At 68.1% G+C, this 23,635-nt stretch carries 26 protein-coding genes; 16 read left to right on the forward strand and 10 right to left on the reverse strand.

Going from position 1 to position 23,635, the window contains the following annotated elements:
* Positions 1-75 precede the first annotated feature (75 nt).
* The 3 genes from B141_RS0103340 to B141_RS0103350 all read left to right on the forward strand — a co-directional run bounded on the left by B141_RS0103340 (position 76) and on the right by B141_RS0103350 (position 2,563).
* Entirely contained in the window at positions 76-1,338 is a 1,263-nt protein-coding gene (locus B141_RS0103340) for a bifunctional 3,4-dihydroxy-2-butanone-4-phosphate synthase/GTP cyclohydrolase II (protein WP_020573753.1), read from the forward strand.
* Positions 1,335-1,823, forward strand: a complete 489-nt coding sequence (ribH, locus tag B141_RS0103345) for a 6,7-dimethyl-8-ribityllumazine synthase (RefSeq protein ID WP_020573754.1) — start codon at positions 1,335-1,337, stop codon at positions 1,821-1,823. Before B141_RS0103340 ends, ribH begins: the two co-directional genes overlap by 4 nt.
* An 89-nt stretch (positions 1,824-1,912) precedes the next feature.
* Positions 1,913-2,563 (forward strand): LysE family translocator, encoded by a 651-nt coding sequence (locus B141_RS0103350; protein WP_020573755.1) that lies wholly within the window; start codon positions 1,913-1,915, stop codon positions 2,561-2,563.
* Between the two features lie 227 nt (positions 2,564-2,790).
* On the opposite strand, the gene B141_RS0103360 is transcribed toward B141_RS0103350, so the two are convergent.
* Positions 2,791-3,774 (reverse strand): GNAT family N-acetyltransferase, encoded by a 984-nt coding sequence (locus tag B141_RS0103360; RefSeq protein ID WP_020573757.1) that lies wholly within the window; start codon positions 3,772-3,774, stop codon positions 2,791-2,793.
* A gap of 180 nt (positions 3,775-3,954) precedes the next feature.
* Between B141_RS0103360 and B141_RS48965 the strand changes: the two genes are divergently transcribed.
* Positions 3,955-4,461, forward strand: a complete 507-nt coding sequence (locus B141_RS48965) for a SixA phosphatase family protein (RefSeq protein WP_026256864.1) — start codon at positions 3,955-3,957, stop codon at positions 4,459-4,461.
* 54 nt (positions 4,462-4,515) lie between these two features.
* Here B141_RS48965 and B141_RS0103370 read toward each other — a convergent pair whose 3' ends face one another.
* The 3 genes from B141_RS0103370 to B141_RS0103380 all read right to left on the reverse strand — a co-directional run bounded on the left by B141_RS0103370 (position 4,516) and on the right by B141_RS0103380 (position 7,956).
* Complete coding sequence (locus B141_RS0103370) at positions 4,516-5,769, reverse strand: DUF418 domain-containing protein (protein WP_157180771.1); 1,254 nt, start codon at positions 5,767-5,769, stop codon at positions 4,516-4,518.
* A gap of 194 nt (positions 5,770-5,963) precedes the next feature.
* The gene (gene serB, locus B141_RS0103375) at positions 5,964-7,169 is read right to left on the reverse strand and encodes a phosphoserine phosphatase SerB (protein WP_020573760.1); all 1,206 of its coding nucleotides are present in this window, start codon (positions 7,167-7,169) and stop codon (positions 5,964-5,966) included.
* A 34-nt stretch (positions 7,170-7,203) separates the two neighbouring features.
* On the reverse strand, positions 7,204-7,956 hold the full coding sequence (locus B141_RS0103380) for an SDR family oxidoreductase (protein WP_020573761.1): 753 nt from the start codon (positions 7,954-7,956) through the stop codon (positions 7,204-7,206).
* 111 nt (positions 7,957-8,067) lie between these two features.
* Here B141_RS0103380 and B141_RS0103385 point away from each other — a divergent pair, with 111 nt between their 5' ends.
* The 3 genes from B141_RS0103385 to B141_RS51200 all read left to right on the forward strand — a co-directional run bounded on the left by B141_RS0103385 (position 8,068) and on the right by B141_RS51200 (position 10,992).
* Positions 8,068-8,811 carry a DUF427 domain-containing protein gene (locus B141_RS0103385; protein WP_020573762.1) on the forward strand — a complete coding sequence of 248 codons (744 nt, stop codon included), beginning with the start codon at positions 8,068-8,070 and terminating at the stop codon, positions 8,809-8,811.
* 477 nt (positions 8,812-9,288) lie between these two features.
* The gene (locus tag B141_RS51195; protein WP_020573764.1) at positions 9,289-10,257 is read left to right on the forward strand and encodes a DUF222 domain-containing protein; all 969 of its coding nucleotides are present in this window, start codon (positions 9,289-9,291) and stop codon (positions 10,255-10,257) included.
* Between the two features lie 90 nt (positions 10,258-10,347).
* Positions 10,348-10,992, forward strand: coding sequence for an HNH endonuclease (locus tag B141_RS51200; RefSeq protein ID WP_020573765.1), 645 nt, complete (start codon positions 10,348-10,350; stop codon positions 10,990-10,992).
* 607 nt (positions 10,993-11,599) lie between these two features.
* Here the strand turns inward: B141_RS51200 and B141_RS0103400 are convergent.
* Both B141_RS0103400 and B141_RS48970 read right to left on the reverse strand, forming a co-directional pair.
* Positions 11,600-12,166, reverse strand: a complete 567-nt coding sequence (locus B141_RS0103400) for a hypothetical protein (protein WP_020573766.1) — start codon at positions 12,164-12,166, stop codon at positions 11,600-11,602.
* Positions 12,163-12,393 (reverse strand): hypothetical protein, encoded by a 231-nt coding sequence (locus tag B141_RS48970; protein WP_157180772.1) that lies wholly within the window; start codon positions 12,391-12,393, stop codon positions 12,163-12,165. The genes B141_RS0103400 and B141_RS48970 overlap by 4 nt, the downstream gene beginning before the upstream one ends.
* Before the next feature lie 115 nt (positions 12,394-12,508).
* Here B141_RS48970 and melA point away from each other — a divergent pair, with 115 nt between their 5' ends.
* Positions 12,509-14,062, forward strand: coding sequence for an alpha-glucosidase/alpha-galactosidase (gene melA / locus B141_RS0103410; RefSeq protein WP_020573768.1), 1,554 nt, complete (start codon positions 12,509-12,511; stop codon positions 14,060-14,062).
* A gap of 72 nt (positions 14,063-14,134) precedes the next feature.
* Here the strand turns inward: melA and B141_RS0103415 are convergent, their stop codons facing one another.
* Positions 14,135-14,863: a hypothetical protein gene (locus B141_RS0103415; RefSeq protein WP_020573769.1), complete on the reverse strand. Its 729-nt coding sequence runs from the start codon at positions 14,861-14,863 to the stop codon at positions 14,135-14,137.
* A gap of 100 nt (positions 14,864-14,963) precedes the next feature.
* Between B141_RS0103415 and B141_RS0103420 the strand changes: the two genes are divergently transcribed.
* The 6 genes from B141_RS0103420 to B141_RS0103445 all read left to right on the forward strand — a co-directional run bounded on the left by B141_RS0103420 (position 14,964) and on the right by B141_RS0103445 (position 19,865).
* Entirely contained in the window at positions 14,964-15,746 is a 783-nt protein-coding gene (locus B141_RS0103420) for an ABC transporter ATP-binding protein (protein ID WP_020573770.1), read from the forward strand.
* Between the two features lie 109 nt (positions 15,747-15,855).
* The gene (locus B141_RS0103425; RefSeq protein ID WP_020573771.1) at positions 15,856-16,329 is read left to right on the forward strand and encodes an NfeD family protein; all 474 of its coding nucleotides are present in this window, start codon (positions 15,856-15,858) and stop codon (positions 16,327-16,329) included.
* Complete coding sequence (locus tag B141_RS38680; RefSeq protein WP_157180773.1) at positions 16,317-17,495, forward strand: SPFH domain-containing protein; 1,179 nt, start codon at positions 16,317-16,319, stop codon at positions 17,493-17,495. The genes B141_RS0103425 and B141_RS38680 overlap by 13 nt, the downstream gene beginning before the upstream one ends.
* Entirely contained in the window at positions 17,492-18,250 is a 759-nt protein-coding gene (locus B141_RS0103435) for a sulfite exporter TauE/SafE family protein (protein ID WP_020573773.1), read from the forward strand. The genes B141_RS38680 and B141_RS0103435 overlap by 4 nt, the downstream gene beginning before the upstream one ends.
* Positions 18,251-18,391: 141 nt before the next feature.
* On the forward strand, positions 18,392-19,423 hold the full coding sequence (locus B141_RS38685) for a M48 family metallopeptidase (RefSeq protein WP_020573774.1): 1,032 nt from the start codon (positions 18,392-18,394) through the stop codon (positions 19,421-19,423).
* 4 nt (positions 19,424-19,427) lie between these two features.
* On the forward strand, positions 19,428-19,865 hold the full coding sequence (locus tag B141_RS0103445) for a cupin domain-containing protein (RefSeq protein WP_020573775.1): 438 nt from the start codon (positions 19,428-19,430) through the stop codon (positions 19,863-19,865).
* A gap of 36 nt (positions 19,866-19,901) precedes the next feature.
* Here B141_RS0103445 and B141_RS0103450 read toward each other — a convergent pair whose 3' ends face one another.
* Together B141_RS0103450 and B141_RS0103455 are read right to left on the reverse strand one after the other, a co-directional pair.
* Positions 19,902-20,468 (reverse strand): YbaK/EbsC family protein, encoded by a 567-nt coding sequence (locus B141_RS0103450; RefSeq protein ID WP_020573776.1) that lies wholly within the window; start codon positions 20,466-20,468, stop codon positions 19,902-19,904.
* Positions 20,469-20,494: 26 nt separating this feature from the next.
* A complete protein-coding gene (locus tag B141_RS0103455) occupies positions 20,495-20,905 on the reverse strand; it encodes a DUF2000 domain-containing protein (RefSeq protein WP_020573777.1) in 411 nt (136 codons plus the stop codon).
* Between the two features lie 110 nt (positions 20,906-21,015).
* On the opposite strand from B141_RS0103455, the gene B141_RS38690 reads away from it, so the two are divergent.
* Both B141_RS38690 and B141_RS0103465 read left to right on the forward strand, forming a co-directional pair.
* Entirely contained in the window at positions 21,016-21,933 is a 918-nt protein-coding gene (locus B141_RS38690) for an AraC family transcriptional regulator (RefSeq protein WP_020573778.1), read from the forward strand.
* Positions 21,899-22,705 carry a TrmH family RNA methyltransferase gene (locus B141_RS0103465; RefSeq protein WP_020573779.1) on the forward strand — a complete coding sequence of 269 codons (807 nt, stop codon included), beginning with the start codon at positions 21,899-21,901 and terminating at the stop codon, positions 22,703-22,705. The genes B141_RS38690 and B141_RS0103465 overlap by 35 nt, the downstream gene beginning before the upstream one ends.
* A gap of 56 nt (positions 22,706-22,761) precedes the next feature.
* Here the strand turns inward: B141_RS0103465 and B141_RS0103470 are convergent, their stop codons facing one another.
* Positions 22,762-23,586, reverse strand: a complete 825-nt coding sequence (locus B141_RS0103470; RefSeq protein ID WP_020573780.1) for a hypothetical protein — start codon at positions 23,584-23,586, stop codon at positions 22,762-22,764.
* Between the last annotated feature and the right edge of the window lie 49 nt (positions 23,587-23,635).

Below are 23,635 nucleotides of genomic sequence, written 5' to 3' on the forward strand. Positions count from 1 at the left end.
CGAGCGCAGCGAGCGAGTCATTCAAGACAGGTCCTGGGGTGCCTCATGCGCGGCCGAAGCGAAGCGAGGGCGGGCATGAGCGAGGTTGGGGTTCGTACAGACCCGATCGAGAAGGCCCTGACGGAGCTGGCCGCCGGCCGTCCGGTCATCGTGGTCGACGACGAGGACCGCGAGAACGAAGGTGACCTCATCTTCACCGCGGGCGCGGCGACACCTGAGCTGCTGGCGTTCACGATCCGGCACACCAGCGGGGTCGTGTGCGTACCCCTCCTGGGTGAACGCCTTGACCAGCTGGGCATCCCGCCGATGACCGCACACAACCGCGAGTCCATGCGGACAGCGTTCGCGGTCAGCGTCGACGCCGCGCGCGGCGTGACGACGGGGATCTCCGCTGCCGACCGGAGCCGCACGATCCAGTTGCTGGCCGATCCCGCGGCCGGAGCCGAGGACTTCGTACAGCCGGGTCATATCTTCCCGTTGCGCTACCGGCCCGGCGGGGTGCTCGTCCGTCCGGGGCACACCGAGGCGGCCGTCGACCTGGCCCGGCTCGCGGGCTGCCCGCCGGCGGGCGTACTCGCCGAACTGGTGAACGACGACGGGACGATGATGCGCGGTCCGCAGCTGCGCGCGTTCGCGGACCAGCACGGGCTCGTGCTGGTGTCGATCGCCGATCTCGTCCGGTACCGCCGGCGGCACGAATCCCTCGTCGAGCGGGTGGTCGAGTCACGGTTGCCGACGGCGCACGCCGAGTTCCGTTCGATCGGCTACCGGTCCACGGTCGACGGATCGGAGCATGTGGCGCTGGTGAAGGGCGATCCCGCCACCGCGGCCAGCGTTGTGGTGCGGGTGCACTCGGAATGCCTGACCGGCGACGTGTTCGGATCCCTGCGGTGTGACTGTGGCCCGCAGCTGGAGCGGGCACTCGCCACGGTGGGTCGGGCCGAGGCCGGTGTCGTCGTGTACCTCCGCGGGCACGAAGGCCGCGGTATCGGTCTGCTGTCGAAGCTGGCGGCTTACCACCTGCAGGACAGCGGCCACGACACGGTGGAGGCGAACCTCGCGCTCGGTCTGCCCGCGGACGCGCGTGACTACTGGATCGCCGCGCAGATCCTCACCGATCTGGGCGTACGCCGGCTGCGGTTGCTCAGCAACAACCCCGCGAAGCGGGCCGGGCTCGAAAGCCACGGTCTCCTCGTGGAGGCGATGGTTCCCCTCACGGTCACGCCGAACGCCGAGAACGTTCGCTACTTGCTGACCAAACGGGACCGGCTCGGTCACTTGTTGCCCGACCTCGTCGGGCATCCGGATCTGGACGTCTTGCCTGGGAGGGCATTGTGAGTGGTACAGGCGCGCCGGTGGTTCGCCCCGGCGCGGTGGACGGCCTGCGGGTCGGCGTGGTGGCGGCTTCCTGGCATGAGCAGGTGATGGGTGGCCTGGTGGACGGCGCCTTGCGAGCGCTGACCGAGGCCGGGATACCCGAGCCGTTGGTGGTACGAGTGCCGGGGTCGTTCGAGCTGCCGGTCGCGGCGGCCCGCCTGGCCCGATCCGGTGACGTCGACGCGGTGGTGGCGTTGGGCGCGGTGATCCGCGGCGGCACGCCGCACTTCGACTACGTCTGCCAGGCCGCCACCGTGGGCCTGACCCAGGTCTCGGTGGAGACCGGCGTACCCGTGGGGTTCGGCGTCCTCACCTGCGACACCGTGGAGCAGGCGCTCGACCGTGCCGGGCTCGCGGGGTCGGCCGAGGATCGGGGGTACGAAGCGACCCAGGCGGCGCTGGCGACCGCCGCGACACTTCGCGAGCTGCCGGTGCGCGTCGCTTAGAGATCGCGCGACCACCTAGGCTCGGGGGCGGTCGGTCGGCGCCCTGCCGCCACCAGGGGGGCGCCCTGCCGCCCCGCCAGGGAGGTGCTGTGATCAGTTTCAACGCGGCCATGGGTATCGCGCTGGTGGCGCTCGGGTTGGTCCTGACACCCGGGCCCAACATGATCTACCTGGTCTCCCGATCGGTGACGCAGGGCCGCCGCGCCGGGCTTATCTCCCTGTTCGGCGTCGCGGTTGGGTTCTTCGTCTACCTGCTGGCCGCGACCGCCGGTATCGCGACGCTCTTCGCGCTGGTGCCGGCTTTCTACACCGCGCTCAAGCTGGCCGGGGCGGGGTACCTTCTCTGGTTGGCGTGGAAGACCGTGCGCCCCGGCGGCGGATCGGCGTTCGCACCTACGCCGCTGCCGGCGCACCCGCCCCGCAAGCTCTTCACGATGGGCCTGGTCACCAACCTGCTCAACCCCAAGATCGCGATCCTGTACGTCTCGCTGCTCCCGCAGTTCGTCGACCCGAGCCGCGGTCACGTCGGCACCCAGAGCCTGACGCTGGGGCTCATCCAGATCAGCATCGCGTTGAGCGTCAACGCCGCGATCGTGGTGACCGCGGGCTCCATCGCCGCGTTCCTCGCGCGAAGGCCGACCTGGCTTCGCGTCCAGCGCTACGTCATGGGGACGGTGCTGGCCGGACTCGCCATCCGAATCGCCGCCGACCGGTCCCGCGCCGTGGCGGTCACGCCGTAAGAGCAGGTGGGGATTCTTCCGCCAGGTCGGGGTGCGCTGCGGTTGGTGTCTCACATTGTGTACATCCGCTGGACCTCACGCGCCAGATTGCGCACCTCACGCGGCGAATTCGACCCGCGTCTCGAGCACCCACCGAAGAGTTTGAATAGGCGTCGAGGCCGGGTAATCGTTGAACCCCACCATCAGCCCGGTGATGCTCGCCGCACCAACCAGACCGCAGGACCTGATCACGAGGAAAGCGGGAGTGGTTTGCGATAGCGCGGCTCCCGCTCGATCACCTGATATCCGAGACCTTCGTAGAACCGAACGCTGCGATGCGGATTCTCGGCGACGGTGCTGAGTTCGGCCGAGGGGACGCGGCGGTCAGCCAGGCCGCACAGGCTCCCGTACACCAGGGCTCTGCCGAGTCCGCGCCGCCGCCACGGCTCCCGGACCGCGACCCACGGAGTGTGCCCGGTGCCGTCCGGCCGGATCTCGCTGATGACGACCCCCGCGACCTCGTCGCCGGCCCAGGCGACGCGCCACAGATCGGTGTCGTGCTGGCGTTCCCTGACATCTCGCTGGTATTCGGCGAAGGAACGCGGGACATATCCGGTCCGGCTGGGAGTGAAGCACTCTTCGATCGCCTGATGGATCCGCGGGTGGTCAGTCTCGGCGACGGTGCGCAGGTCGATGCTGGTGGGGAGGGTGGGTGGTGGGGTCAGCCGGGTCGCGGCGGCCGGGTCGCACGTCATGGTGACGACGGTGAAGGCGAGGCGGTATCCGTGGCGGTGGAGCAGTGCCGCGGTCTCCGGGTCGTCCTCCGCGGCGTTCGTGCCGAGCATGATCGGCCCAGATCCTGGCTGGCGCCGGGCGAGAGCTGAGGCCTGCTCCTCCTGCCGGGTCAGGAGCGCACCGCCGATACCGCGCCGCAGCCAGGCCGGTGCGACCCACCCCAACAGCAGGTAGACCCGGGTGGAGTCGACCTCGGTCCACCAGTCGAGCCAGGTGTACCCGACGATCTGCTTGCCCGACCCGTCCGTGACTTCGGCGACCAGGCAGGTGGCCCGCTGGTCGGGCGAGCAGTCGGGGTCGTCCGGTCCAGGGAACCAGCCGTCACCATCGCGTACGGCCGACCGGACGGCCTGAAGGCCGGTGTGGTCTGGAGGACCGGCGTACGGCCGGATTCGTACGTCGGGATTGGCCGTGGTCGCGCCAGTGCCGTACGACATGAAGCCTCCACCTGGTCACGAGATGCCTTTGAGAGGTCGCGCGACCTCTCAAAGGTCAGAGAGTCGTCGGGTCAGATTCTTCGGACGACTCCGCGGTCGGGCAACCGAGAATTCCGCGGCGCCTGGACGGCGGCACGCCTGGTCGAGGCGCAGGCTCACCGGGCTGGCAGAGTGGAGGACGTGACCCGACGACTCCTGCTGCTGCGCCATGGTAAGGCCGAGTCCCCGCTCGGAGTCAGCGACCAGGACCGTCCGCTGGCCGGCCGCGGACGGAGACAGTCGGAGTACGCCGGAGCGGAGTGCCGGGCCCGCGGCGTCACCCCTGAACTCGTGGTGGTCTCACCGGCACGGCGGGCATGGGAAACCTGGGAGTGGTTCGCGGCGGGACTCAAGGCGGCACCGGAGGTCGACATCGATCGCCGGGTTTATGCCAACACGGTGGACGATCTCCTCGACGTGATCAACGAGGTGCCGGACGAGATCGGCACGCTCCTGATCGTCGGTCACAACCCGTCGGTCGCCGGGCTCGCGAGCATCCTGGACGACGATTCGAGCCGTCCCGCGCGTACGCCGCTCGCCGACGGCTATCCGACAGGTGCCTTGGCGGTCTTCGACCTCGACGTGTCGTGGGCGCTGGTCGCGCCGGGCGTTGCCCGCCTGCGCGAGGTCATCCGCCGTCCCCACTGATCTGGTACCCGATCAAGTGGGAACGGCGGATGGAGCCGATCTGGTCGACGCGGATCAGCGCGGCTGAGAGAGCTGGGGAACGCGTCGCCAGGCTGGCCGGGCCGCATTGGTCAGAGCCCGCAGGAGCCACTCCACCGGGCCGTACCCGTGGCTCGCCAGCCACCGCGTACTCACCACCAACTGAGCGCAGAAGATCGCGACCGCGACGAGCAGGACGACGAGCGGGGAGAGCTGGCCAATCAGACCAAGCCCGTAGCCGGTGAAGAGCAGCGTACAAATCAGCGACTGGAAGAGGTAGTTGGACAAAGCCATCCGGCCGGCGGGGGCGAGCGCCGCGGCGATGCGCTGTCCTCGCTCCGACTGGAACAGCCGCAGCAGGGTCGCCACGTAGGCGGCCGTCAGCAGGGGAGCGGTGATCACACTGAGGGCGAGCGCGAACACGGCCCCGGCACCGCTGCCGTAGGACGTACCGAAGCTGGTGAACACCACCGCACCCACGAGTCCAATTGGGTAACCCGCCCACTGCACCGCGCGCAGGACACCGATGTGCTGGGCGACGTCAGAGAGCAACCGCCGCTTGCCGGCGGCCAGACCCACCAGGAACGCCGCGAGCGCGGTCGGTGCCTGCATGGAGGCCCAGGCCAGGAGGTTCTGAGGCAACAGCCGGACGTACTCCGCGATCACCGAGGCAGGTCCGCCCTGCAGCGCCGCGGTGGACCGTGCACCCTCGGCCGCGGCGCCGGCCGGGTCAGTCGCCATGGCGGGATCGGCCAGCATGGCGAGTCCGGACAGAACGAGTGACAGCGCGGTGAGCCCGATCAGTACGCCGGCCACGATGAGTGCGGTACGCGGGCGGATCCGGTGGACAGCGAGCAGGATCAGGCCGAGCACGGCGTAGAGCCTCAGGATGTCGCCGTGGAACAGCAGTACGGAGTGCGCGGCACCGAGGACGAGCAGACCGGCGATGCGGCGCAGGATGCGCGGCGTGAATGCGGCGCCCTGACGAGCCGCCGAGTCCAACTGCAGCGTGAAGCTGTAGCCGAACAGGAAGGAGAACAGCAGGTAGAACTTCGTGTCGAAGAGCAGTGCCTGCACCCAGTGCAGGGCGTGGTCGACGCCAGAGGAGAAGGCCGGGTCCTTGGCGCCGAAGACCGGATAGCCGGAGGCGAAGAAGGTGATGTTGACAATCAGGATGCCCAACAGCGCGAAGCCGCGCAGTGCGTCGACATCCATGATCCGGGGCCCGATCCTGCCCGGGTGCGCGGTCGCATCCTGACTTGCGCTCGCTCGTTCCTTGGCCGCTTTCATGTCCGCCCCTCGTGTTCTGGATCATCGACTGATCTCGGCACGAGGGACACTAGAAGTCGGCCGGCTGGCGAAGAATGCGGTCAACTCCCGAGTGCGAGGTGGGGACAACCCCCGCCGGATGGGAGCGACCTGGGAGCTCAGTGTTGGCTCGCGAACCTATGGGTTAGCCGTGCTCGCCGGCCTCGGCTTCAGCGTCAAACTTCGGCGTCAGCTTCGGCGTCCGCGGCCTCGATCTCCTCCCGGGTGATGCCGAGGAGGTACAGGATCGCGTCGAGGTAGGGCACGCTGAGGGCCGTGTCGGCCGCCTCGCGGACGACCGGCTTGGCGTTGAACGCCACCCCCAACCCCGCGGCCGCGAGCATGTCGAGGTCGTTGGCACCGTCACCGATGGCGACCGTCTGGGAGAGGGGTACGCCGGCGCGGCTGGCGAACTCCCGCAGCGCCTCCGCCTTGGCAGGACGGTCCACGATTCGCCCGACGACCTGGCCGGTCAGCCTGCCGTCAGCGACCTCGAGGGTGTTGGCCGCCACGAAGTCGATGCCGAGTTCGGCGGCGATCGGCTCGACCACCTCGGAGAAGCCGCCGCTCACGACGCCGAGTTGGTACCCAAGGCGTTTGAGGGTACGTACGAGGGTTCGGGCGCCCGGGGTGAGCTGGACCTTCCGGCGTACGTCGTCCAACGCATCCGCGTCCACCCCGGCGAGCAGCGCCACCCGCCGACGTAGGGACTCCGCGAAGTCCAGCTCGCCGCGCATCGCCGCGGCCGTGACCCGAGTGACCTCGTCGAGGTAGCCGGCGTGGGCGGCGAGCATCTCGATCACCTCACCCTGGATGAGGGTCGAGTCGACGTCGAGAACCACCAGGCGCTTGGCCCGCCGGTAGAGCCCCGCCGGCTGGACTGCCACGTCGACCTCCTGGTCCGCGGCCTCGATTGCGAGGGCGTTGCGGAGCATGTCCGGGTCGGTCCCCGAGACGTCCAGCTCGATCGCGATGACGGGATAGCGGGCGATCCGGACGATCCGGTCGATGTTGCCGCCGGTGTCCGCGATCCGGCCGGCGATGGCGGAGACGGCCCGCGCCGGCAACGGATGCCCGAGGACGGTCACGTGGCTACGCCCGAGCCGCCGCGGCAGGTTGTCGCCCGCACCGGACTCGACCTCCACCTCCATGCCGAGGTTGCGCGCGACCTTCTCGACGGTCTTTCGGAGACGGATCTCGTCGCGAGGTGCCGTCACCAGCACGCCCAGAACGAGCCTGCCACGCAGGACCACCTGTTCGACGTCCAGGACCTCCACCGAGAACGGCGCGAGCGCGTCGAAGACCGCGGACGTGACCCCCGGCCGGTCGCGGCCGGTCAGCGTGACGAGAAGGGTGGTGACGGTTGGATCTCCTGCGGACACGCCCGCAACGTTAGTGGGGCTCATCCACGCGATCTCAGCCGCGTCCGATGAACGGCATCTGGGTCGCCATCACCGTCATGAACGGCACGTTGGCATCGAGCGGGAGGCTGGCCATGTAGGTGACAGCACGGGCGACGTGCTCGACGTCGATCGTGGGCTCCGGGCGTACCGAGCCATCCGCCTGGGCCACGCCCCGATCCATCCGTTCAGTCATGGGCGTGGCGGCGTTGCCAATGTCGATCTGGCCACAGGCGATGCCGTATGGCCGGCCGTCCAGAGCGGTGGCTTTCGTGAGTCCGGTGATCGCGTGCTTGCTGGCGGTGTACGGCGCGGAGTGTGGACGTGGCGTGTGGGACGAAAGTGACCCGTTGTTGATGATGCGTCCTCCCTGTGGCCGCTGTTCCTTCATCAGGCGGAACGCCTGTCGTGTGCACAGGAACGCGCCGGTGAGGTTGGCGCCGATGACGGCGTTCCAGTCCTCCAGAGCAAGGTCCTCGAGTGGGACCGGTGGCGCGTTTCGGCCGGCGTTGTTGACCAGTAGATCGAGCCGGCCGTACGCCGTGCCGACGCCCGTGAACAGAGCCTCCACCGATGCCGGGTCGGCGACGTCGGTTGGCACGGCAAGGCAGTCTTGACGAAGGTCGCGGATCTCGTCGGCCACCGCGTGGAGCGGTTGCTCACGGCGTCCGGCCAGAACCACCACGAAGCCTTCACGGGCGAGGGCAATCGACACAGCCCGGCCGATTCCCGAACCAGCGCCGGTAACGAGCGCAACCTTGTCAGTCATGGTGATACGAGTGGTCCTCTCCGCGCGTGTGCTGGTCTCGTTCCCACATTCTGGCGTGGGATCGGTGCACGGCCGGTGAAATGCGGACGCCATCTTGGGTGTTGACCTTTCATGGTCACGAATCGAGGACGGATCAGAATCGAGCCGGGCGCCAAGCGGATACGCACGTACCTCGGTGGCGTTGCCGTGGCGGACAGCACCCATCCGGTGCTTGTCTGGGAATCGCCGTACTATCCGACGTACTACCTTCCGGTGCAGGACGTCCGAATGGATCTGATTGAGCCAGACGGGAACGTCGTTCACTCCCCGAGCCGGGGTGACGGTCATACCTACACCGTGAAAGCCGGCGGAAAGGAAGCGGCCGGCGCGGCGTTGCGATACGAGAGCCCCGCCGTCGAGGAGTTGCGTGATCTCGTGCGGTTCGATTGGGCCGCGATGGACGCGTGGTTCGAGGAGGACGAGGAAGTCTTCGTCCATGCACGGAATCCCTACACCCGCGTCGATATCCTCGCCAGCTCCCGCCACGTCCGGGTGGAGGTCGACGGCGTGACGGTCGCGGATTCTTCGAGCCCGACGCTGCTCTTCGAGACGGGCGCGCCGGTGCGTTACTACCTGCCGAAGTCGCACGTACGCATGGATCTGCTGACGCCTACGACGACAGAGACTCGTTGTCCCTACAAGGGGCAGGCGGAGTACTGGTCGGTGCGGGTTGGTGACGAGATCCACGACGACCTGGCCTGGTCGTACCCCACACCGTTTGCGGAGAGCCAGAAGATCACCGGGCTGATCTCGTTCTACAACGAGAAGGTCGACATCTACGTCGACGGAGTACGAGAGGAACGGCCCAGCCGCTGAGTGCGGGCGGTGTGTGCTTGTTCGGGTGTGGGTCGGGGCCCCCCTCGTACGACTCTATTGGCTGAGGGTCCCCCTACCCGAACGCAACGTGGCCCGTGCCGTGAATTGAGCTGTCTCGGGGTGTCCGGGGGTTCATTCGCTGGCGGACGACTCTCATGACACGTCCGCCTTTTATCCTGCTGAGTTAGGTGAACGCAGCGTGCGGATAGTCGCTGAGCACGGGGTGAGCACGCTGAGTTCAAGCCGATCAGTCGAACTCAGCGTTCCCAGCTTCAGTTGCTTGATCTCCGCGAGCTTCTCGCTGCTGACGAACTGGCCGCTGCCCGGCAGCGATCTGGGCCCGGCGACCACTTACACAGGGTCTCCGTCGACCCGATCCGACCGGGAGAGCCAAACGGTCAGGATCGCCTTGTAGATAAGACAGTTTCAGGTCTCCGCTGGTTGCGCTGGTGATCTTGGCGGGGTAAAATCGAACGTATGGGCGATGGCGATGGTGTGCGGATCTCACCGCTTCCGCCTGGGTTTGCTGAGATGCTTCCCGGTCCGGAGTTGGTGGCCGCGTTCGCTGCTGTCGACCGGTCGGCGTGTAACGGGTTCGAGCTTGGGGTGTTGCTTCAGGCCGCGCGGAAGGTCGCCTGTTGGGGCGAGTCTTTGAGTCTTGTTGTGACTGCTGTGTTGGCGCACTGCCCGCCGTGTTTCAAGGATGGTGAGGCGGAACGCTCGTCTGTGCCGGAGCCGCGGGCGGCTGAGTTGTTGTCGCCGTTGTTGGGGTGGACCAACTACCGCAGTGATCAGTTCATGCTCATCGCGTTGGCGTTGTCTGACCTGCCGAATACCCGGCAGGCGTTGGAACGCGGGGAACTCGAGTTCTCTGAGGTTCGGACGATCGTCGACCGGCTCACCCTCCTGCCTCCAGTCGATCGTGCGGCGGTGGATGTGGCGATCTTCCCCGAGGTGTTGAAACTGCGGGGCGGGCTGCTACGGCTGCACATCGAGGCCGAAATCTTGAAGGTCAACCCCGAAGCAGCGAAAGAACGGCACAAGAAGGCCCGCGAGGACCGCGGTGTGGCCGTCTATCCCGACGTGGACAACGTCTCCACGGTGCGCCTGCACGGCATTCCCCATGATCAGGCAGCCCAAGCCTGGGCCTTGATCGACGCCATCGCCCGCACCGAGAAGGCACGCGGGGACGAACGCACCCTCCCACAACTGCGCGCCGACATCGCCGTCTCCCTGCTGTCCGGCGAGGCCGACGTCATCATCTGCGACGGCGCTCCAGAAGCTGCCAAAGAGGACGAGGATTGCACCGGTGAGAACGGTGCCGGGGAGAACGGCGACGACGCCGACCCCCGTCAAGGATCCTTTGACGACCTGCTCGACGAGCACAACAACGCTGACAGCCCTTCCGAAGCTGAGGGTGCGCAGGACGACTCCGCCACCGAGTAGGATGGGTGCAGGCACACCGGGCGGGACCACGATCTTCACGTCGAGGGCTGCCCGTGTGAGGACTGCAAACCCGCCACCTACACCCACCCGTTGGACCGGACCAGGCCGCAGCCCCGCAACAACAGCGCCCGTGAGGAAATCCCGTCCGATGATGACCTTGCCGAGCAGGAGATCCCGGCCGCGTTCCGGTCCTGGAGAGCTGCGATCAAGGCGAAGCTCCAGCTGAACGTGCCGATCACGACACTGTTCGAGCTGGCGGAGCGGCCCGCGGAGCTTGGCGGGTTCGGGCCCGTGCTCACCGAAGTAGCGCGGCGGTTGATCGCCAACCATCTCGATAATCCGGATGCGATGTTCGCCATCGGAGTCACCCACCCGGTGACCGGGCAGTTGTTGAGTTTGCACCCACTGTCGAAACGCTTCCTACGCGGACTCCCGGCAGAGTTTGTGCAGTCGCTCAACCAGCGCTGCACCTGGATGCTCTGCCGACGCCCAGCGATCTCCTGCGACCTCGACCACACCAAGCCCTACTCCGAGGGTGGCGAAACCTCAGTCAACAACGTGGCACCACTATGCCGACGCCACGACCGCGTGAAGACCGAGGGCGACTGGAAGGTCGAACAGACCAGCCCAGGACACCTCACCTACACCGACCCGCACGGCCGGCAGTACCAGGTGACGCCGCCACGCCTCACCGACCCTGTAGAACCAGACGATCCCGATCCTCCACCCTTTTAGCCAACGCGGGAAGCGGGACAAGCAAACAAACCGGCAGGCTCGAGAGCCCTTACAGAGAAGGGATATCGAGCCTGCCAGCATGCGTATGGAGCTCAGGTCGAGCCGGCCCGGCCGACCAGCCCGGCTCACACCGAGCGGCCCGGGCCGCAGCAGGGCAGCTCAGCGATCAGCGCCGCCGGGGGTGCGGAGACCTGTTCCATCTCGGCGAGTTGGCTCACCAAGGTCCATCGTGCCGTTGACCGTGCGGGCGCGACGGAGCAGGCGGAGCGAGGCCGAGTGCAGAACACTAGCGGTCTGGTGGACCTCATCATCAGGAACTCCGGGCGGCCGCCCCGGCAAGTCACCCTGACGAAGAAGGTTAACCATGGAGGTCGAGCAGGCCAGCCCGGCCCATTTCCGGTACACCGACCCACACGGCCGGCAATACGAGATCACCCCACCACGCCTCACCGACCCTGTGGAACCCGATGATCCTGATCCGCCGCCGACCTGTGCGGGAAACGTACAAGCACATCAAATCGGCAGGCTCGAAAGCCCTTGAGAGGAAGGGCTTTTGAGCCTGTCTCGATGCACGTACTGTGATGTCCAAGCGAGAGACGAGCAGCGATCAGCCGCGCGCAGGCAGGGGTCGACCTCGAACGATGAGGAAGCCGATGCCGAGCGCCAACAGTTGCACCGCCGCGGCGACCAACAGAAGGCCCGCGCCTCCAAGCGGCGACGCCATCGCACCAGCCGCCGCCGAGCCGATCGCCGCGAACAGCACCAGCGCGAACGGGTACGTCGGGCTGATCGCGGCCACACCAAGCAGGAGACCAGTGGCGAGCACGCTGAGGGAAACGATTCTCACGGCATGCTCGGCGCGGGGCGGGGCGGACCGAGAGCACGGCGGAACCCGCGAGCGCACCGAGTGTGAACGCCGACAAAGCGCGCCACCGGCGTTTGCCCGCTGGCCAAGCTCCTCGGCAAACAATGCGACGGCCAGGGGGAGCATGCCCGCCGTTCCGACGAACGATACCGTGGTGGCAAGTGTCGAGGCACCGGGCGTCGAGTCGTCAGGGGACCGGATCGCCGAGGGCGCGGCCGCGAGGCGGGCGACGGGGAGCACGCCGAAGACCTCGGCCGCCAGCACCGCCCTTGCCCCCACGAGGGCGACGGCCGTGCCCGCCGAGGTCACGCCCGCGACGAGCGCGACAAGAGTGCGGCGACAAGGTGCGGCAAGGTGGTCGCCGCGGCGAGGAGCCCGCCGATCGCGGCGCTGTCGGTGCGTTCGAGGGCAAGAAGAATGAGGGCGGTCGCGGCGCTACCGTCAGCGATCCGGGCCAACGTCGCCGCGGTGGCGTAGCGGACAAGAACACCTCGGGAAGACTGCTCGGGCCGGGTTGGTGCGGGCGGTGGTGACACACCGTGAGCCTGCCATTTGTGCCGGCCAAGCCCGGTGCGGCGGGCCTGACCGTAACTGGACAAGTGAGATAACTCGCCTTGTCTGCTCATCTGAGGACTGCCGACGCTGGTTGTCATGACAGTGAAGATCGCCATGCTCGGAGCCGGGTCGCTGGGGTTCACCAGACGGCTCGTGCGCGACATCCTCGCAGTGCCCGAACTCACGGACACGACGTTCGCCTTCTACGACATCAACGAACGCAACCTCGGCATGGTGACCCAACTGTGTCGCCGCGACATCGAGGCCAACCAGCTATCGGCCACCATCGAACCCACGCTCGACCGGCGGGCAGCCCTCGCTGACGCCGACTACGTGTTCTCCGTCATCAGGCAAGGTGGCCTTGACGCCTTTCGTACGGACATCGACATCCCCCTGAAGTACGGCGTCGACCAGTGCGTGGGTGACACCCTGTGCGCCGGCGGCGTGATGTACGCCCAGCGGACCATCCCCGCCCTGCTGGACTTCTGCAAAGACATCCGCGAGGTCGCCAAGCCGGATGTGCTGTTCCTCAACTATTCCAATCCGATGGCGATGAACACCTGGGCCTGCAACGAGTATGGCGGTGTCAACACCGTCGGACTCTGCCACGGCGTCCAGGGAGGACACTGGCAGATCACCCAGTGCATCGAGCACTGGGCGCGCCGCGAAGGACTCATCGGCCCGGACGAGAAACTCCACCGCCGCGACGTCGACATTGTCGCCGCCGGAATCAACCACCAGACGTGGTACGTCAAGGTTCAGTGGCGCGGGATGGACATGATTCCGCGCATGCTCGAGTTGTTCGAAGGGCATCCGACGTATCCGCAGACCGAGAAGGTACGAATCGACGTACTCCGGCGGTTCGGCTACTACAGCACCGAGTCGAACGGCCACCTGTCCGAGTACCTTCCGTGGTATCGCAAGCGGGCAGAGGAGATCCCGCAGTGGATCGACCTGTCGAGCTGGATCAACGGTGAGACCGGTGGTTACCTGCGGGTGTGCACCGAGGGCCGGAACTGGTTCGAGACCGATTTCCCCAACTGGCTCAAGGAAGATCCGAAATCCATCAACGCTGACAGCCGCAGCGAGGAACACGGGTCGTACATCATCGAGGCGCTCGAGACCGGCCGGGTCTATCGCGGACACTTCAACGTCGTCAACCACGGCATCATCACCAACGTCCCGCAGGGGAGTGTGGTGGAGGTTCCGGGGTACGTCGACCGCAACGGCATCAACATTCCGGTCGTGGGCGATCTCCCGCTGGCCTGCGCCGCCACCTGCGCGGCCAGCATCCGAGTGCAGGAGATGGGCAAGGAGGCGGCCGTTCACGCCGACGTGACCCTGCTCAAGCAGGCGATGCTGCACGACCCGCTGGTGGGTGCGGTCTGCAACCCCGAAGAGGTGTGGCAGATGACCGACGAGATGCTGGTCGAGCAGGCGCGCTGGCTACCGCAGTACGCCGAGGAGATTCCGGCGGCGGGGAAGCGGTTGGCGGACGCGGTGAAGAACGGCACGCGGGTCAGGACCGTCGAAACAGAAGGAGCGGCCCGGTTGCACACCAAGTCCGTGGAGGAGATGGCGGCCGACCGTGCGGCGGCCCGATCGAACGCGGCCGCCGCTGACAAGGCCGGCATGACTAAGGCGGGATAGGCGTTCCGCGCGTGGAGGCGGCGCGGGCGCCCGCCTCAGGAGCCGCCACGCTGTGGCAGCGCGGAAGCGCCCTCAGCGTGGCGGCGCGCACGCCGCGACGAGCGCGCGGCGGGACGCCGACTCGAGGTGGCGAAGCGCCCGGCGCCGCGACTCCGCCTCGAACAGCGTGGTCGCGCCACCGTCGTCGGTGAGCGCGAGGTCGCAGACGAGAAGGCAGCGTCGAGCCCGGGCGGCGAGTTCCTCCGCCCGGGCCGAGTAGCCCGGGGGTAGTCCGTCGCTGGCCCCTCCGCCCACCGCGCGGAGATCGATCAGCGCCTCGGCCACGCCTGGCCGCCAACGCGCCACGTCGAGTCCGGCGAGTGCGTCAATCACCTCTTGCAGGGTGTGTGCGAGTTCCAGTGCCGTTTCGGCGAACGCCACCGGAACCGGCGGGTTCGCACGATAGACCTGCCACTGCACTCCCGCACCGGCGACGTGTGGCACCAGGCCGAGCGCGGAACCCTCGCACACCACCGCCTCACCCGTGTCGACCGCCAACTCGGTGAACTCGCGGGGCCCGGCAAGACCGAGCGGGTCGCCCGGCGCGGGCAGAGCCAACGCCACGGCCCGGGTGCCGAGGTTGCGCAACGCACCAAGACCGAGCACCAGCGGCAGCGGCTCGCTTTGTCCGGGTAGGTCGATGAGGTGATGGGCGGTGTCGTCGGCCCGGATCGCCTCGCCAGCGTCGTCGAGGCTGGTGGTGCCGGCCAGCCAGGCGTTCGTCCATGAGGCGAAGCGCGCGGCGCGAGGCAGCGTGTACATGCTCACCAGCCTAGGGCTGTCTGATGGTGAGGTACGCCGCGCGGCGGCCGGCTCCGACCGATCGAACGCCCTGGTACGTCGTGCCGTAAGTTGTGCGTCCATGGGCCCCGTTCTCGAGCTCACTGACGTCACGATCACCCGCAATGGCACCAAGCTGCTGGATCGCGTTACCTGGTCGGTCGACCCGAGCGACCGCTGGGTAGTGCTCGGACCGAACGGCGCCGGCAAGACGACCCTCCTGCAGATCGCTTCGGCACGCATGCACCCGACCAGTGGGACCGCGACGCTCCTCGGCGAGACGCTCGGGTCGGTCGACGTCTTCGAGTTGCGCCCGCGCATCGGCCTGACCAGCGCCGCGGTGGCCGACCGGATCCCCCGGCACGAACGCGTTCACGACGTGGTCGTCTCGGCGTCGTACGCCGTCCTCGGTCGCTGGCGCGAGCGTTACGACGATCTTGACCATGATCGGGCCCGCCTCCTGCTGGCCTGGCTCGGTGTCGGGGAGTACGCCGACCGCACCTTCGGGACTCTCTCCGAAGGAGAACGCAAACGGGTTCAGATCGCCCGAGCCCTGATGGCCGATCCTGAGCTGCTCCTGCTCGACGAGCCCGCTGCCGGGCTCGACCTCGCGGGCCGCGAGAGCCTGGTCCGCACCCTCCACCAGATCGCGGCTGACCCGACAGCCCCGGCGACGGCCCTGGTGACGCACCACGTCGAGGAGATCCCGCCGAGCTTCACGCACGTCATTCTTCTGCGGGCGGGCGCGATCGTGTCGGCGGGACCGATCAACGACGTTCTCAGCTCGGCCGCGTTGTCCGAAACATTCGGGATGTCCCTGAAGCTTGTGCGCTCGGGCACGCGTTACACCGCCCGCGCGGCGTAAGGCCGAATGGCGGGATGATGTAAGCCGGAATGGCGTAAGGCGGAAAATCGTGCGGTTCTGTGCCCTCCGGGCATCCCGGATCGACCTCGTGATCGCGTAGATTCTGACTATGAGCAACCTGCTCAACTGGTTGGGCGACAATCTGTGGGTCGCGTGGATCGTCGTGGCCGGGCTGCTCGCTGCGATCGAGCTGCTCACCCTCGACCTGATCTTCCTGATGCTCGCGGCGGGCGCCGTCGCGGGCGCGGGTGCCGCGATCCTTGGCGCGGGACCGGTGATCTCGATCCTGGTCGCCGTGGTTTTCGCGCTGAGCATGCTCGGTGTCGTACGACCGGTGGCCATACGCCATCTGAAGCAGGGACCCGGTGTGCGTACCGGCATCGCCGCGCTGGTAGGTAAGACAGGAGTGGTGGTCGAGCCGGTGCACGCGAATGGTGGCAGGGTCAAGATCGGGGGCGAGGTCTGGACCGCTCGTCCTTACGATGACCAGCTGACCATCGAGGCGGGCAAGACCGTCGACGTTCTCACCATCGAGGGCGTCACCGCGTATGTCCATGAATCGGAGAAGCCGTGGCTTTCCTAGTTACCGTCGCAGTCTTGGCCCTGCTCGCCATCATCATCCTGGCGCGCTCGGTCAAGATCATCCCGCAGGCGCGGGCCGGCATCGTCGAGCGTCTCGGACGCTATGCGCGCTCACTTGGCCCGGGCCTGTCGGTCATCGTCCCCTTCATCGACAACGTCCGTTACACGATCGACCTCCGCGAGCAGGTGGTGTCGTTCCCTCCGCAGAACGTCATCACGGAGGACAACCTCGTCGTCGCCATCGACACGGTTATCTACTTCCAGGTGACCGACCCGGTGCGCGCCACCTATGAGATCGCCAACTACATCCAGGCGATCGAGCAGCTCACCCAGACCACCTTGCGCAACATCGTCGGTGGCATGGACCTCGAGCGCGCCCTGACCAGCCGCGAGGAGATCAACACCGCGCTGGGCACGATCCTCGACGAGGCGACGGGCAAGTGGGGCGTCAAGGTCAACCGCGTTGAGCTGAAGGGGATCGACCCGCCGCCGTCCATCCAGGACTCGATGGAGAAGCAGATGCGCGCCGACCGCGACAAGCGCGCGGCGGTGCTTACGGCCGAAGGCGTGCGGCAGTCGGCGATCCTGACCGCCGAAGGTGAGAAGCAGGCGGCGATTCTCTCGGCCGAGGGTGAGCGGCAGTCGCAGATCCTGCGGGCGCAGGCACAGCGGGAGGCCCAGATCCTGCGCGCCCAAGGTGAGGCGCAGGCGATCGAAACCGTGTTCAACGCCATCCACGACGGCCAACCCGACCAGGCGCTGCTGTCGTACCAATACCTCCAGATGCTGCCCCAGATCGCACAGGGTGACTCCAACAAGCTCTGGATCGTGCCGAGTGAGATCGGCAAGGCGCTCGAGGGCATCGGCTCGATGGTGGGCAAGTTCGGTGAGCAGGTCCCGCTGACCACACCGCCAAGCGAGGACGGTCGTGCCCGTGCGGCGCGCAGTCAGGTCAAGGCCATCGCCGAAGCGGAGGAGCAGACCGGCGAGGCGCTGCAGTCCGCGGAGGATGAGGTGGCCACCGCGATCGCGGCGGCCGAAGATGCGGCGAAGGGCGGCCTTGGCACCTCCCGCGGGTCGACGGACGGCGGACGAGCGCTCGGTAAGGGCGTACCCACCAAGTCGGCCGGAACCCAACAGGGCGCGGAGGACACCAGTCCCGAGTGAGCATTTGGGAGATTCTCGCCACCTTCCTCGCGGGGGTGGCCGCGGGCACGATCAATGCCGTCGTTGGGTCGGGAACCCTGATCACGTTCCCGACCCTTGTGGCGTTCGGTTTGCCACCAATCACCGCGAACGTCTCCAATACGGTCGGGCTCTTTCCAGGATCGGGTGCGGCCGCCTGGGGCTACCGGCGAGAGCTCGCCGGACAGGGCCGGCGGTTGGTCCGCCTCGGTATCGCGGCGGTCCTGGGGGCGCTGACGGGCGCCATGCTTCTGCTGCGGTTGCCGGCGAGCGCGTTCAACATGATCGTTCCGGTGCTGGTCGCTCTCGGATGCGTGCTTGTCGTGCTCCAGCCACGGATCTCGCGGTGGGTGGCCGAACGCCGTACCCAACCGGCTCACGACAACGGCGGGTGGTCCACCCTGGTGCTGGTCTATCTGACCGGCGTCTACGGCGGCTATTTCGGCGCCGCCCAGGGTGTCCTGCTGATCGCCATCCTCGGGATCAGCCTCGACGAGACCCTCCAGCGGGTGAACGCCGCCAAGAACGTCCTCGCCGGTCTCGCCAACCTGGTGGCCGCGGTGATCTTCGTTCTCATCGCGCACATCGCGTGGGCGAGTGCGGGGCTCATCGCGATCGGTTCGATCGCGGGCGGCCTGCTCGGTGCCCACGTTGGTCGTAAGCTCCCGCCCACCGTTCTGCGGGGCGTGATCGTCGTGGTGGGTGTCGTTGCGATCGTCATGCTGCTTCGCAGGTGAGCGAGCCGACGTGACGTCGGCTCCTCGGGAGGCGAAATTCGCGCGAAGTGGGCGGTCCGGCGACGAACTCCAGTCGCCCCAGGGGCGTTGACCCGATAGCGTTCACTCGGAGCGAGCAGCCCAGCGAATGGGGGAGATGTCATGACCGAAGATCGACCGGCGCGTTCCCGCCTCACGCTCACCGGGATCAGCTCACGGGCCTGGGAGCATCCGGCGGACCGTGGAGCTCTGGTCGCGGTTCGGCAGCTCAAGGGGTTCGACATCGTCCTCCGCAAGCTGTCCGGCCTGATCAACGAACGCGCGTTGCGCCTGGTCTTCCTCGGGTCCGCCGTGCGCGCGGGTGACCGGCAGTTCCCGAAGGTGCACCGGGTCTTCGCCGAGGCCGCGGCCACGCTCGACGTCCGGGAGTTGCCGGAGCTTTACATCATGACCGGCCCGATGCCCAACGCGATGTGCATCGGCCTCGACAAGCCGTTCATCGTCGTCAACAGCGGCCTGATCGACCTCCTCGACGAGGAGGAGCTGAGGTTCGTTCTGGGACATGAGCTGGGGCACGCCCAGAGCGGGCACGCGTTGTACCAATCGGTGCTGGTGTTCCTGATCAGGTTGAGCGGCGCCATCGCGTGGATGCCGCTCGGCGCCCTCGGGCTGCGGGCGATCATCGCGGCGTTGATGGAGTGGTCCCGCAAGGCTGAGTTGTCAGGCGACCGGGCTGGGCTGCTGGCCTGCCAGGACCCCGGCGCCGCGCTGCGCACCCACATGAAGCTCGCGTCCGGAGGACACCTGGAGGACGTTGACGCGACGTCGTTCCTCGCGCAGGCGGCGGAGTACGACGCCGCCGGCGACCTCCGCGACAGCGTCCTCAAACTGCTGTTGCTGGAGGCGCGCAGCCACCCGTTCCTCGCGGTCCGGGCCGCGGAGCTGCGGCACTGGGTCGACAACGGCGACTACTCGCAGATCCTCACCGGCACCTACCCACGCCGGGAGGACGACGCCGGCGCCTCGATGAGCGAGGAGGCCAAGCGGGCCGCCGATTCCTACAAGGAGACCTTCGCCCGGTCGCAGGACCCGCTCGCCAAGGTCCTCAGCGATCTCGGGGGCACCGTGGACGGCGTACGCGACAAGGTGACGGGCTGGTTCGGCAACAACCGCTCCGGCTCGTCCAGGAGCTAACGCAGTGGGGGACGAACGCCCAGCTCTGGCGGAGTTCCTCGATCTGGAGGCCCATCCGGAGGGCGGGTGGTTCCGCCAGACCTGGAAGGCTCCGGTGTCGTTCGTCCCCGATGGGTATCCCGGCCCCAGGGCAGCGGCGAGTGCGATCTATTTCGCCCTGCACCCGGGTGAGGAGTCGCGCTGGCACGTGGTCCGCTCGGGCGAGTTGTGGCTGTGGCACCGCGGCGGCCCGCTCCGTCTGCGGTTCGGTGGCGAGGGCGACGCCCCGGCCGAGCCCGGCGAGGAGATCCTCTTGGGTCCGGACATCGAGTCGGGGCAGCGGCCGCAGGTTGTCGTACCCGGCGGCGTCTGGCAGGCGGCCGAACCCGCGGGTGCCGAGGCGGTCCTGGTGAGCTGCGTGGTGGCGCCGGCGTTCGACTTCGCCGACTTCAGGATGCTCTGAGTCCGCGCGGCCCGACGGCCCGGATGATCGGAGGCGCTAGGCGGGTTGGCCGAGTCCGGGTAGCGCCTCGGCGTGGGGGAGCGCGAGGAGCATCCGGCCGGGCACGGTCAACTTCGACCGCCGTACGCCGCTCCCGACCACGACCGCCTCGGCCTCGGCGACCCGGGAGTCGACGAGGATGGGCCAGCCGTCCGGAAGCCCGATCGGCGTGATCCCGCCGTACTCCATCCCGGTCAACTCGACCGCGGTGTCCATTGGTGCGAACGACGCCTTCCGCACGCCGAGGTGCCGGCGCACCACGCCGTTGACGTCGGCTCGGGTGGTCGCGAGCACCATGCACGCGGCGTAGGTGGTCTCGCCACCGCGGCGGCCGGCGATGATAACGCAGTTGGCGGACAGCTCCAGGGGGACGTCGTACGCCGCGCAGAACGCCGCGGTGTCGGCCAACTCCGCGTCGATCTCGGCGACGCGAGCCTCCCGGGCGTCAACCGAGGGCGCAGTCCAGTCACGGAGCGCGGCGGCGACAGGAGCGGCCAGCAGGTCGGGGCGGTCGGTCGCGGGTTGGGTCTTCAGGATGCCGATGGTGGGAGCCTCGTCGTTCACTCCGCCATTGTGTCGGTCCGGTCGGCTCATCCGTGCAGGCGCAGACCCTTCGTGGTCCGGTCGACCGCGTTGCGCGGGCTGTAGACGGCGACGCCGGCAAGGCTGAGCTTCTCCGACGGGACGCCGGCGACCGCGGCGCGATTGTCATCGTCGTTGTCGGTGACGAACAACTCGTCCGTATAGACCGCCATGGCCAGCCCCCGGGTCAGCGCACGGGCATGGAGCGCGGTGAGCTGTGCGGCGTCCGCGGCGAACACCAGGACCGGCTCGCGGAACATCGGCAGGTAGCCGTTGCCTGAGCCATCGGCGTACGGCACCCCCATGATCGTCGCCGACGAGTGCGCGATCCCGCTGGCGAGAAACGCCGTGACGTTGAGCTTCTGCCAGTCAGCGAGGTCCGAACGGATGGCCACCGCGATCTTGGTATCGAAACGCATGGACCGATCCTGCTGTTCGGCTGACCGTCCAGTCTTGAACGCTGGTGCGCGGACACCGGATCCTGCCCTCCACGGATCGAACGCTTGGTGTGGCTCGCCACAATGGAGGAGTGCCACGGCAACCCGACGAGCCGGCCGAATGGGCCAGATACTGGCGGTCGCCCGACCGGTCCGTCGAGGCGATGTACGCGCACTTCCACCAGCACGTCTACCCCCTGCACGCCCATGAGACCTACTCGTTCGGTGTGACCGAGGAAGGTGCTCAGCAGTTCCGCTGCCGTGGTGGCCGGCAGGTCAGTGCCGCCGGCATGGTGATGGCCTTCAACCCCGAGGATCCGCACGACGGAAGGGCGGTGGACGGGGCGGGCTACCACTACCGCATGCTGCACATCTCTGAGGAGGTGGTGCGGGAGGTCCTCCGCGAAGTGGCTGGACGGGTGGCGGGGCTGCCACTGTTCGCCGAGCCCGTCGTCCATGACCCTGGACTCGCCGAAGCGCTCCGTGGGCTCTGCCAGGCGTTGGTACGAGGGGACCGGCTGGCCGCCGACGAGCGGCTGGTGCGGGCGGTGCTCGCGATGGTGCACCGCTGTGCGAGCCGGGGTGGCGGGTTGGCCCCGGGTCCGGCCGGCTCGTCCCGTGCGGGGCGGTCGACAACCGCGCGGATCGCAGAGCGGGCCTGCTCGCTACTGCTCGAACGCCCGACGGAGCAGATCGGCGCGGCCGAACTCGCCGCGGCCGCCGGATGCAGCCGGTATGTGCTCTATCGGGCGTTCCGTGCGACCTATGGCCTGGCGCCGAGCGACTACCACCGGCAGCTCCGCCTCCGGCAGGCGCGCCGGCTGATCGCGGACGGATACTCCCTCGCCGAGGCGGCGAGCCTTGCCGGCTTTGCAGACCAGGCGCACTTCACCCGCTGGTTCAGCCGTACGTACGGCATCACACCAGCCACCTACCGAGGAACGCCGGGCGGCAGCGATCGGGGAGACTGGTCGCGTGATGGCGTACGTCAGGGTCGAGAGTCTGGATGATCCACGGCTCCGTGACTACACCAATCTGCGGGACGTGGCCCTGCGCAGGAGCCTGGAGGTGGCCGGCGGGCTCTTCATCGCCGAGGGTGAGAAGGTCATCCGGAGGGCGGTCGAGGCGGGTTATCCGGTCCGTTCGGTCCTGATGACCGAACGCTGGCTCGAGAGCGTCCGCGACATCCTGCCGCCCGACGTGCCTTGCTTCGTCCTCCCGCCCGACCAGGTGGAGCGGGTGACGGGGTTCCAGGTCCATCGCGGGGCCCTCGCGTCGATGGCCCGCCTGCCTCTCCCGCCAGTCGAGAAGGTCGTGGCGGGTGCGCGGCGGCTGCTCGTCCTCGAGGACATCGTCGACCACACGAACGTCGGAGCGATCTTCCGCAGCGCGGCGGCGTTCGGTATCGATGCGGTCGTGCTCGCGCCCCGCTGCGCTGACCCGCTCTACCGCCGGTCGGTCAAGGTGTCGATGGGCGCGGTGTTCACGGTGCCGTACGCGCGGATGACCAACTGGTACGACGGTCTGGGCGAGCTCCGTGCGGCCGGTTTCCAGACGGTGGCGCTCACACCTGCCGATGACGCCGTACCCCTCGAGGAGTGTGCGCGCGGATCCGGGCGGCTCGCCCTCGTGCTCGGCACCGAAGGCGACGGCCTGTCGGCACGGTGGCAGGGCGAGGCCGACATCCGCGCCCGGATCCCGATCAGCCCGGCCGTCGACTCGCTGAACGTCGCCGCCGCGGCGGCGGTCGCGTGCTACGTCCTGACGCGGGAACTCCGGTGAGCCACGTGCCAACGAAGGTTGACGGATCGGATGTGTCAATCAAAGGTTGACATTGGTCACGTGTCGGCGTCGAAGTCGCCGCGGATCCACCCGATGTAGCGATCGGCCGAACGCCGTACGGCGGCCTTGGCGTCGATCTCCACCACACCGGCGAAGTTGCCGTACAGCCGGTCATAGGCGTACGGCTCGAGCCTGCCGACGATCTGCTCGACAGCACCCTGGGAGAGCGGGATGGAGTTGGGGTAGCTACGCATGAAGGTCACCCAGCGCCGGTCCACCGCTGGCGCGATGGTGTCGCCGCTGAGGAGCACACCGCGGCCCTCAGCGCCCGCCGGCCAGTGCGCCACGGCACTGCCCCGGAAATGCCCGCCCGCCTGGACGAACGTGAGACCCGGCAGCGGTTCGTGGGTGCCTGACCAGAACCGCACCGCCTCGTCAGTGCGGCCGAGCCATTCCTTGTCCGCCTCGGCGACGTAGACGGGTACGCCGCCGAACGCCCGGCTCCACTCGACCTGGACGCCGAACATGTGCGGGTGGCTGGCCGCGATCCCGGCGAGACCACCGAGGCCGTTGATGCGGTCGACGGCAGCGCGGTCGACGAAGCCGACCGGGTCCCAGAGCAGGTTGCCGCCTGGCGTCTGGACGAGCAGGGCCCGCTGGCCGATGCCGACCTGGGGCTCGACCGTGATGCCGTACAGTCCCGGCTCGACCTCGCTCAGCTGGGTGCGATGGCCGGCCGCCGAGAGCTCCGGGAGGGTGGTCCACCGCTGGCCGCTGGCCGGGACGTACTGGCGTTCGTCCGAGCAGATCGGGCAGCTCGACGGCGGTTCGGCCGTGTCGGCGTACTCAACAGCGCAGGTGGCGCAGATCCAGACCGTCACGAAGACCTCCCGGTGGATGGGTGACGCGCCATGAGGCTAGGTGCCTCCG

The organism is Actinopolymorpha alba DSM 45243 (genome assembly GCF_000373925.1).
GTDB classification, from domain to species: domain Bacteria; phylum Actinomycetota; class Actinomycetes; order Propionibacteriales; family Actinopolymorphaceae; genus Actinopolymorpha; species Actinopolymorpha alba.

Coding starts and splice junctions, on each gene's coding strand:
- B141_RS38685 (WP_020573774.1), top strand. CDS start 18,392: ATGACCGAAGATCGACCGGCGCGTTCCCGCCTCACGCTCACCGGGATC.
- B141_RS0103380 (WP_020573761.1), bottom strand. CDS start 7,956: ATGACTGACAAGGTTGCGCTCGTTACCGGCGCTGGTTCGGGAATCGGC.
- B141_RS0103420 (WP_020573770.1), top strand. CDS start 14,964: ATGGGCCCCGTTCTCGAGCTCACTGACGTCACGATCACCCGCAATGGC.
- B141_RS0103370 (WP_157180771.1), bottom strand. CDS start 5,769: ATGAAAGCGGCCAAGGAACGAGCGAGCGCAAGTCAGGATGCGACCGCG.
- B141_RS0103415 (WP_020573769.1), bottom strand. CDS start 14,863: ATGTACACGCTGCCTCGCGCCGCGCGCTTCGCCTCATGGACGAACGCC.
- B141_RS0103455 (WP_020573777.1), bottom strand. CDS start 20,905: ATGCGTTTCGATACCAAGATCGCGGTGGCCATCCGTTCGGACCTCGCT.
- melA (WP_020573768.1), top strand. CDS start 12,509: ATGACAGTGAAGATCGCCATGCTCGGAGCCGGGTCGCTGGGGTTCACC.
- B141_RS0103385 (WP_020573762.1), top strand. CDS start 8,068: ATGGTCACGAATCGAGGACGGATCAGAATCGAGCCGGGCGCCAAGCGG.
- B141_RS0103340 (WP_020573753.1), top strand. CDS start 76: ATGAGCGAGGTTGGGGTTCGTACAGACCCGATCGAGAAGGCCCTGACG.
- B141_RS0103425 (WP_020573771.1), top strand. CDS start 15,856: ATGAGCAACCTGCTCAACTGGTTGGGCGACAATCTGTGGGTCGCGTGG.
- B141_RS51195 (WP_020573764.1), top strand. CDS start 9,289: ATGGGCGATGGCGATGGTGTGCGGATCTCACCGCTTCCGCCTGGGTTT.
- B141_RS0103360 (WP_020573757.1), bottom strand. CDS start 3,774: ATGTCGTACGGCACTGGCGCGACCACGGCCAATCCCGACGTACGAATC.